The organism is Neobacillus drentensis, from assembly GCF_036966985.1.
In the GTDB taxonomy this organism is placed as follows: domain Bacteria; phylum Bacillota; class Bacilli; order Bacillales; family Cytobacillaceae; genus Neobacillus; species Neobacillus drentensis_E.
In genome coordinates, this window is record NZ_JBALSN010000271.1 from 5017 (window position 1) to 12830 (window position 7814).

Below are 7814 nucleotides of genomic sequence, written 5' to 3' on the forward strand. Positions count from 1 at the left end.
AATCCACGGGAATCGTTTTTTGAACATCAGACGCGGTTGTAACAACTGGTGAAGCACCAATCGCATTGGCAAACTCATGGGTTAAGGCATTGGCACCGCCAATATGACCTGATAAAACGCTGACGACATACTGGCCTTTATCATCCACAACTAACACTGCAGGATCTTTCTTTTTATCAATCAAAAGCGGAGCAATCATGCGAACAACAGCACCGAGGGAAATGATGCAAATGATTCCTTTATACTGCTGGAACAAAGCGGGCAATAATAGGCGAACCGTACCATCAAATAACTGAATTTGGCGTGCCTCTTCGTCCCCTTGTTCGAATTTCTTCATATAATAAAGATCCGCATATGGGAATTTTTCCGTGTAGCTTCTTGCATGTGCCACCCCATGTTTCGTTATGGCAACGAGGGCATATGGTTTGCGCTTTTCGATTACAGGAATTTCCCCTTCACGTAAACTAATCATTCCCCTTCACACCTTTGCGGAAGCCGTGAGTAAAGGTTTTGTCATAGAGCTTCGAACGATAATTTTTTTCATGGATATGCGGGTCTAATGCCCAGCCCGCTAGAATCATCGCATGCTTGCGAACGCCATTGACACGCATTGCTTCATCTAATTCAGCTAGTGTAGTGCGAACAATTTTTTGGTCAGGCCATGAAGCACGCTGTACAACCGCAACTGGTGTATCGTCTGCCCATCCTGCTGCCTGCAATTCTTTGGTAATTTTCTTTGTTAATGTCGCACTTAAAAACATGGCAATCGTACAGTGATGACTTGCCAGTGCCTGTAATTTTTCACGCTCTGGCACTGGTGTACGCCCTTCAGCCCGCGTTAAAATGAGAGTTTGAGTTAAATCAGGAATCGTCAGCTCTGCACCAACAGCTGCTGCAGATGCAAAAACAGAACTTACACCTGGCACAACTTCATAGCTAATATCATGCTGCTTCAATAGAGCCACTTGCTCCATCGTTGCCCCGTACATCGCCGGGTCGCCTGTGTGTAAACGTACAACCTTTTTGCCTGCATCGACACGCTCGACAATACAATCCACCATTTCTTGAAGATGCATCCCTGCTGTTCGGATAATTTCTGCTGACTCCTTCGCTTCCGCTACTAACGTTTCGCTTACGAGTGAATCAGTATACATCACAACATCCGCATCTTTTAATAGCTTTAAACCTTTCACCGTGATTAAATCCGGATCGCCCGGACCTGCTCCGATAATCCAAATTTTCTTCATTATTTGCGCACCACCATACATGACAAGTAATTTAATTCTGCACCCCGTAGTTCATTAATCTTCCAAATTACCTCTTCATCAGAGGTAACTTTTGTAACGACATGTGCATTTTCTAATAAATTCATTTCCTCTAATAGATCGAGCATTGCGTCTATAACTTTTGCTACTTTGATAAAGACGATCGCATCGTGGTTTTCAATAACACGGCGCATTTCATCCATATCCTCCGTCGCAGGAATCATGGCGACATGGTCATCACCATCAGCTAATGCAATCCCTAAGCGATTAACAGAACCATTAAACGATGAAATGCCTGCTACCGTTTCAATCGGGACATCAGGGTACATCGATTTCATTAAGTTCATTAAATGAATAAATGTACTGAACAGCATCGGATCCCCTTCAGTCACAAAAGCTACATCTTTTCCTTGAACTAAATAGCTATAGATAGCTTCCACAGATTTTGTCCACTCAGTTCTTAATGTATCTTCATCTTTTGTCATGGGGAATATTAAACCAAGCATCTCTTTTTCTGCCGGGTTTATATACACTTCCACAATACGATGTGCATAAGATTTACTGCCTTTTAATTTTTTGGGATAAGCAATGACCGGACTTTCCTGCAATCTGCGAAATGCTTTTACAGTGATTAATTCTGGATCTCCCGGCCCAACACCTAATCCAAATAAGGTTCCTATTCTCATGATTCTTTTCCTTTCCTTGCTGTCACAATATAGATTGGATTTAACGGTTCAAATCGTGTTAAATTTAAGATTGGCTTACTTTTTGAAATTTGTGCCTGTAATATTGATACTTCACAACCTAATGCTTTTAGATGCTGCAGCGCTTCTGCAAGATTTTCGATAGTAGCAATATTCATAACAAGGCGTCCATTTGGCTGTAAGCGTGCAATACATGTTTGCAATAAATGCTCCATATTTCCACCGTTGCCGCCAATAAAAATCGCATGCGGATCAGGAAATTCATCCAAACGGTCGGGTGCCTTCCCCAGCACTGCAACAAAATCTGTACGATGTTTTAATTGATTTTCCAAGCAGTTTTCAAGGTCAGCATCATTTTTTTCAATTGCATACACTGCACCTTCCCGAGCCATTTTCGCTGCCTCTATCGCAACTGAACCTGTGCAGGTTCCTATATCCCAAACAATGCTATTTTCCTTAATCCCTAACTCTTGCAGACAAAGCGTCCGAATTTCTCTTTTCGTAATTAATCCTTTATCTGGCTTTCGCTGAAGAAAGGCATCATCCGGAATTCCAAGAGAAGAACGTTCCACTACCTCACGCTGTTTTAAAATCACAACATTCAATGAAAAAAAGGAACTTTGCTCCATTTCGTCCAATGTGAAATAGCGACAGCGCTCGTTTTTACCTTGTAGATTTTCAGCAACGAAGGCATCATATTCTGTCATGCCAAAACGCTTTAAATACGTTGCAATTGCCTGCGGAGAATTCGTTTCGTCTGTTAAAACAGCAATTTTTTTACGTCCATCAATTCTTTGTGCAAACCCTTTAATAGAACGGCCGTGCAAGCTGACAATATACGCATCCTGCCAGCTTTCCTGCATTTTAGAAAAAGCAAGCTGTACCGAACTTGTATAAGGATAAATCTCTAATGAAAGCTTCTTCGAAAGTAAACTGCCAAGTCCATAAAACAGTGGGTCACCAGACACCAAAATAACGACATTTCGTGTTTCTTGCTGTAATTCAGCTATTAACGCTGACAAACCACCTTTGATTACTCTTTTTTCTTTTTTATTTTCCGGGAAAAATTTTAAGTGACGCTCCCCGCCTACAAGCACATCACATTCATTGATCCACTCAGCATATTGGGGGAGCAAACCTTCCGCGCCATTATCCCCTATACCAATCATCTTCATCCAATTTGTCAATATTCTCAGCCTTTCCTAAACAGTCTCCATTCATGGCATACAAGGTTGTCGATACTTTCATGTCAGTATCCATATGATTCAGTGCATAGTAGCAGCAGTTTTTGCAAAGTGCTGCAAAGAATGCCTCGTTTCCCTGAAGCATTTCACCAACCTGTGAAGCTGTATTCGCCCGTAAAATTTCTCGCTGTCCCTCCTCGTCAACACCCACTTTATTGGCAATGCCTGCTAAAAACTCAAAGCTAATAGGTGCACTTTTTGAATGAACCATCATAACGCCTTGGGCAACTTTTGAGAACTTCCCCATCATCCCTACTAACGAGACTCTCGGAATCTTCTTCCGTGCAATATTTTTCAACGTAAAACCAACAAAATCGCCCATTTCTATAAATGCTTCTTCTGGTAAATGAGGATATTGCTGCATAGCATATTTTTCACTGCGTCCACCCGTTGTAATGACTAAATGCTCACATCCTGATTCTTTTGCTACATTAATCGCTTGTACGATACTTGCCATATAAGCAGAACTTGAAAATGGAACCACTGTTCCCCGTGTACCTAATATCGAAATTCCACCGATTATGCCTAACCGCCCATTCAATGTTTTTTCAGCGATTTCTTCGCCATCCGGTACAGAAATGATTACTTCAATTCCGCAATCCAATTTAAATTTTTCAATTGCTTCTTGAACAACACCATTTATCATTTTACGTGGTACGGGGTTTATCGCTGCTTGACCCACTGGTACTGGTAGTCCCGCTTTTGTCACACGCCCTACACCAACTCCGCCATCTAAATGAATGCCTTTTTCTTTGGAATAACAAACGGTACTCTGAATTCGTGCTTGATGCGTAGCATCAGGGTCGTCACCGGCATCTTTGATCGTTTCACACATTACCCTTCTATCTGACACTTCAAATGCGGTGACTTTAAATGTTGCATATTGTCCAACCGGTAAATAAATCGTGACTTCATCTGGTACCTTTCCCACGACAAGAGCTTGCAGTGCTGCCTTTGTCATCGCTGTTGCACAAGCTCCTGTCGTGTAGCCGTGGCGCATTTGTGAAGGATCTTTTTTATTTCGTTTCTTTTGCTCGTTCATCCGCCATAATCGAAATGGCATTAAGTGCAGCGACCGTCACTGTACTGCCACCCTTTCTCCCTACGTTCGTAATAAATGGAATCCCTTCCAGCACTGCTAACTCCGCTTTCGACTCTGCTGCTGATACAAAGCCGACTGGCATTCCAATAATTAAATCCGGTTTTGCCACACCGTCTTTTATTAAACGAATTAATTCCAGCAGCGCAGTTGGCGCATTGCCAATGGCATAAATTCCTCCTTCATGTAAACGCGTTGCTTTTTGCATGGAAATAATAGCCCGTGTTGTTCCTTGAGACTTTGCTTCCTTTGAAACATCTTCATCCGCAATATAACAATGTAAGTCCCCGCCATGTTTTTGGAATCGTTTCCGACCTGAACCACTTTCAATCATTTGTACATCCGCCACTACATGACGGCCCGCTAAAATGGATTGAATCCCTGCCTCAATGGCATCAGGTGTAAAAATCATGCTGCGACCTAACTCAAAATCTGCTGAAGCGTGAATCACCCGCCGAACAACTAGCCATTGTTCATCTGTAAATGAATGTTCGCCCATTTCTTCTTTAATAATGGCGAAACTGTGATCATAAATCTTGTCTGGATCGACCGTTAAAGGAATAAATTTTGTATTAAAGTTCATGTTTGCCATGAATAAAACCTCCTAATAGTTGAGTTACTTCTTCGAAAGAAGTACCAAAATTTTCATATTCTATAGCTGGCCGCTTTATTAAAATTACTGGAATCCCTAATTGCATAGCAGCTGTCATTTTTTCATCAATAGAGCCCACTTTGCCACTTTCTTTTGTAATCATTAGAGTCACATTATATTGCTCACATAGTGCTTTATTTAAAGATTCCGAAAATGGTCCCTGAATCGCAATAATGTCCTTTTGTCTGATACCTAAACTATTGCACTTTTCCATGTTCCCTATATTTGGAAGCATTCTGCAAATAAGCCGAATTTCATCACGCATTAAATATTTGGTGAATATTTCCAAGGTTTTGCTTCCTGTTGTCAGCATGATCGTCCCTTTATGAGATTGAGCTAATTTAGCTGCTTCTTCATAACTTTCAACTTCTGTAATTAGTGGAGAAATAAACTGTTCTTCCGGCCTTTCATAACGAATATAGGGAATATCACATGCTTGTGCTGCTGCCATTGCGGTTTTCGAAGCTTCTTCCGCATATGGATGGCTGGCATCGATGACACAGGTCATCTTTAGCTTCTGGATAAGCGCCATCATGTCATCAACGGATAACCGCCCGACTTGATAAGGAATATGGTGGGCATTTAAACTTTCGGCTGCAGATTCTGTGACAACTGTTGCTAATAAAGGATAGCCTTGATTTTGCAATTGAATGGCTAATGCTCTCGCATCACTTGTGCCTGCTAAAAATAAAATCATGTCTTCCTCCTAATCTCCACATGGTGCCGGCTCGACTTCAATTTTGGAGCTCATATCCTGATAGCTAAAATACTGAATTTTTTTCACTCTTTTAAAATATTTAAAAAGGCGTTCATTTGGATGAGCATTTTGTTTGTACTCTTCTATAATTTTCGTTAATAACGGGAGTAGCTGATCCGGTTCAATTCCTTCTGCTGCTGGCTGTGCTGCATGGGCTGTACGGCCAACCGGTTTTGCGCCAATGAATAAATCAAATTTTTTCTTGCGGTAAACGATTCCGATATCATCGAATACTGCCCGATAACAGGCCATACCACAGCCGTTGAAACCAATATGTAATTCTTTTGGAAGCTTTATGCCTCCTAATTTTGCTGCTATTTCTTCTGCATGTGGAATCGATTCTGCTTTTTCACCGTAGCAAAAATCACAAGCTTTTACATTTAATACATCGCCTACAGGCATGACAATTAAATCATTTTGTTCAAGTTTTTCAACAATCGATTCCGGTTGATCTGTTGGAATCTTTAGTAAAAAACGATGATCCGGTGTATATTCCATGGTGCCTGTCTCGCCAATGGTTTCTGCCAATACGCGCATTTGCTCTGGCTTAATAAATTTATTAGCAACACCAGGTGAAACAGCAAATTCAAATATATTTTCGATCGGCTGGTGAACCAAATGCGGATGTTCTATTTCTGATTTTGACACCATAGATAAAGCCTTTAAGGCCAAATCTAATGAGCTTACATCCTGTTTTTTTCTTTCAATTTGCTCATAACCAGCTTTCGATTCCCCTGTTTCTTGATTTAATGCCCATGGTTCGGCTTCCTTTTTCAAACGCTGATGCGGTTTTAAACTTTGCTTTTCTTCACCTAGCGTATATTTACGCTGATATCCTCGAGGGGTAATGATTTTATTGTCATAAAAGAAAGTAGAAGAATTCCCGATAATAACCGTTGTCAGCATTCCGATATCATGTTCAAGCATTTCAGCCAGTGTTGTCAGCACTACATTTTGATTTTCACGATAAGCACTTTTCACANNCGATATTTTAATAGAATATTTTGCGCCTCTACAATTTGGCGTGTCCGTCTACCGCTTTTCGGATTATATAAAGCTATAACGAAGTCCGCCATCGCAGCTGCTTCAATACGCTTTTCTATTACAGTCCAAGGCGTCAAATGATCACTTAGACTGATCGTGCAGGAATCATGCATGACTGGCGCACCCAATAAACTCGCACAAGAATTAATGGCTGAAATACCTGGAACAATTTCTACTGCAATTCCTTCTTTTTCAGTCCACCCCTTTTCAATCAGCACTTCATACACTAATCCAGCCATACCATAAACGCCTGAATCTCCGCTGGAAATGACTGAGACAATATGGCCTGCTTCAGCTTTCTTAACTGCATCCTGTGCACGTGACACTTCTTCTGTCATTCCCGTACTGACAATGGATTTTGCTGTCACGAAAGGTTCAATTAGCTCCACGTATGTTTTATAGCCAATAATACAATCACTTTGCTGCAATGCAACTACAGCTCGATTTGTAATATGCTCACGATCACCGGGACCGAAGCCAACAACAAAAATTTTTCCCTTTTTCATAAACTTACCTCCAAATAAAAAATGCCTGCACTCCTTTTAAAAGGAATACAGGCATGTGAAATGGCAGTATAAAAAAAGCATACTGAAACACAAAAAACAATAGGTATCATTGTCCCGCCTATACTTCTCCCTCCGAAAAGCAAGTGTCGTTTAAATAAGCAGGTTTCCTGACTTAAGCTTCTTTTTACTCTTACACCTTCCCAATTTCTCAGTGGCATTGTAATTTCATCAGCTCTTACAGTAGCGGGGGCTGTACTAGACTTTCACTAGTTTCCCTTTTACCTCACAATAGTGAGCACTTATTTAAAGTATTTATTAAATTTTTTTATAACTATACCATATAATCTCGAAAGTTAACATACTATTTTTTTTGAAAGCTTTCGACCTCGGATACTTTTTATTGGATAAATTCGTTCTTTGAAATTTTTCAAGCACTTTCATAATCCAAGGTTCTTGTAAATGGCTTTTTTCAAGAATTTCTCTTTTATTAAAAACCTCACCGACTGTTCCTTGAACTAACAAATGCCATTGTTTAAGATGATA

Annotated in this window: 6 protein-coding genes, 3 pseudogenes and 1 riboswitch; all 9 genes and pseudogenes read right to left on the bottom strand. The window is 40.6% G+C overall.

The features are described from left to right. A pseudogene (locus tag V7659_RS18195) lies at positions 1 to 472 on the bottom strand (cobalamin biosynthesis protein CbiG); the annotation flags it as partial. Next, entirely contained in the window at positions 465 to 1247 is a 783-nt protein-coding gene (gene cobM, locus V7659_RS18200) for a precorrin-4 C(11)-methyltransferase (RefSeq protein WP_335541196.1), read from the bottom strand. The gene cobM and the pseudogene V7659_RS18195, both read right to left, overlap by 8 nt. Beyond that, a complete protein-coding gene (gene cobI, locus V7659_RS18205) occupies positions 1247 to 1951 on the bottom strand; it encodes a precorrin-2 C(20)-methyltransferase (RefSeq protein ID WP_335541197.1) in 705 nt (234 codons plus the stop codon). The genes cobM and cobI overlap by 1 nt, the downstream gene beginning before the upstream one ends. Beyond that, positions 1948 to 3144, bottom strand: coding sequence for a precorrin-6y C5,15-methyltransferase (decarboxylating) subunit CbiE (cbiE, locus tag V7659_RS18210; RefSeq protein WP_335541200.1), 1197 nt, complete (start codon positions 3142 to 3144; stop codon positions 1948 to 1950). Before cbiE ends, cobI begins: the two co-directional genes overlap by 4 nt. Beyond that, on the bottom strand, positions 3119 to 4255 hold the full coding sequence (locus V7659_RS18215) for a cobalt-precorrin-5B (C(1))-methyltransferase (protein WP_335541201.1): 1137 nt from the start codon (positions 4253 to 4255) through the stop codon (positions 3119 to 3121). Before V7659_RS18215 ends, cbiE begins: the two co-directional genes overlap by 26 nt. Further along, entirely contained in the window at positions 4230 to 4904 is a 675-nt protein-coding gene (locus tag V7659_RS18220; protein WP_335541198.1) for a precorrin-8X methylmutase, read from the bottom strand. Before V7659_RS18220 ends, V7659_RS18215 begins: the two co-directional genes overlap by 26 nt. Next, positions 4885 to 5661 (bottom strand): precorrin-6A reductase, encoded by a 777-nt coding sequence (cobK, locus tag V7659_RS18225; RefSeq protein ID WP_335541199.1) that lies wholly within the window; start codon positions 5659 to 5661, stop codon positions 4885 to 4887. The genes V7659_RS18220 and cobK overlap by 20 nt, the downstream gene beginning before the upstream one ends. Before the next feature lie 9 nt (positions 5662 to 5670). Further along, positions 5671 to 7271: pseudogene (gene cobJ, locus V7659_RS18230) on the bottom strand (precorrin-3B C(17)-methyltransferase). 140 nt (positions 7272 to 7411) lie between these two features. After that, a riboswitch (cobalamin riboswitch) is annotated at positions 7412 to 7589 on the bottom strand. Further along, a pseudogene (locus tag V7659_RS18235) lies at positions 7587 to 7814 on the bottom strand (hypothetical protein); the annotation flags it as partial. It overlaps the preceding riboswitch by 3 nt.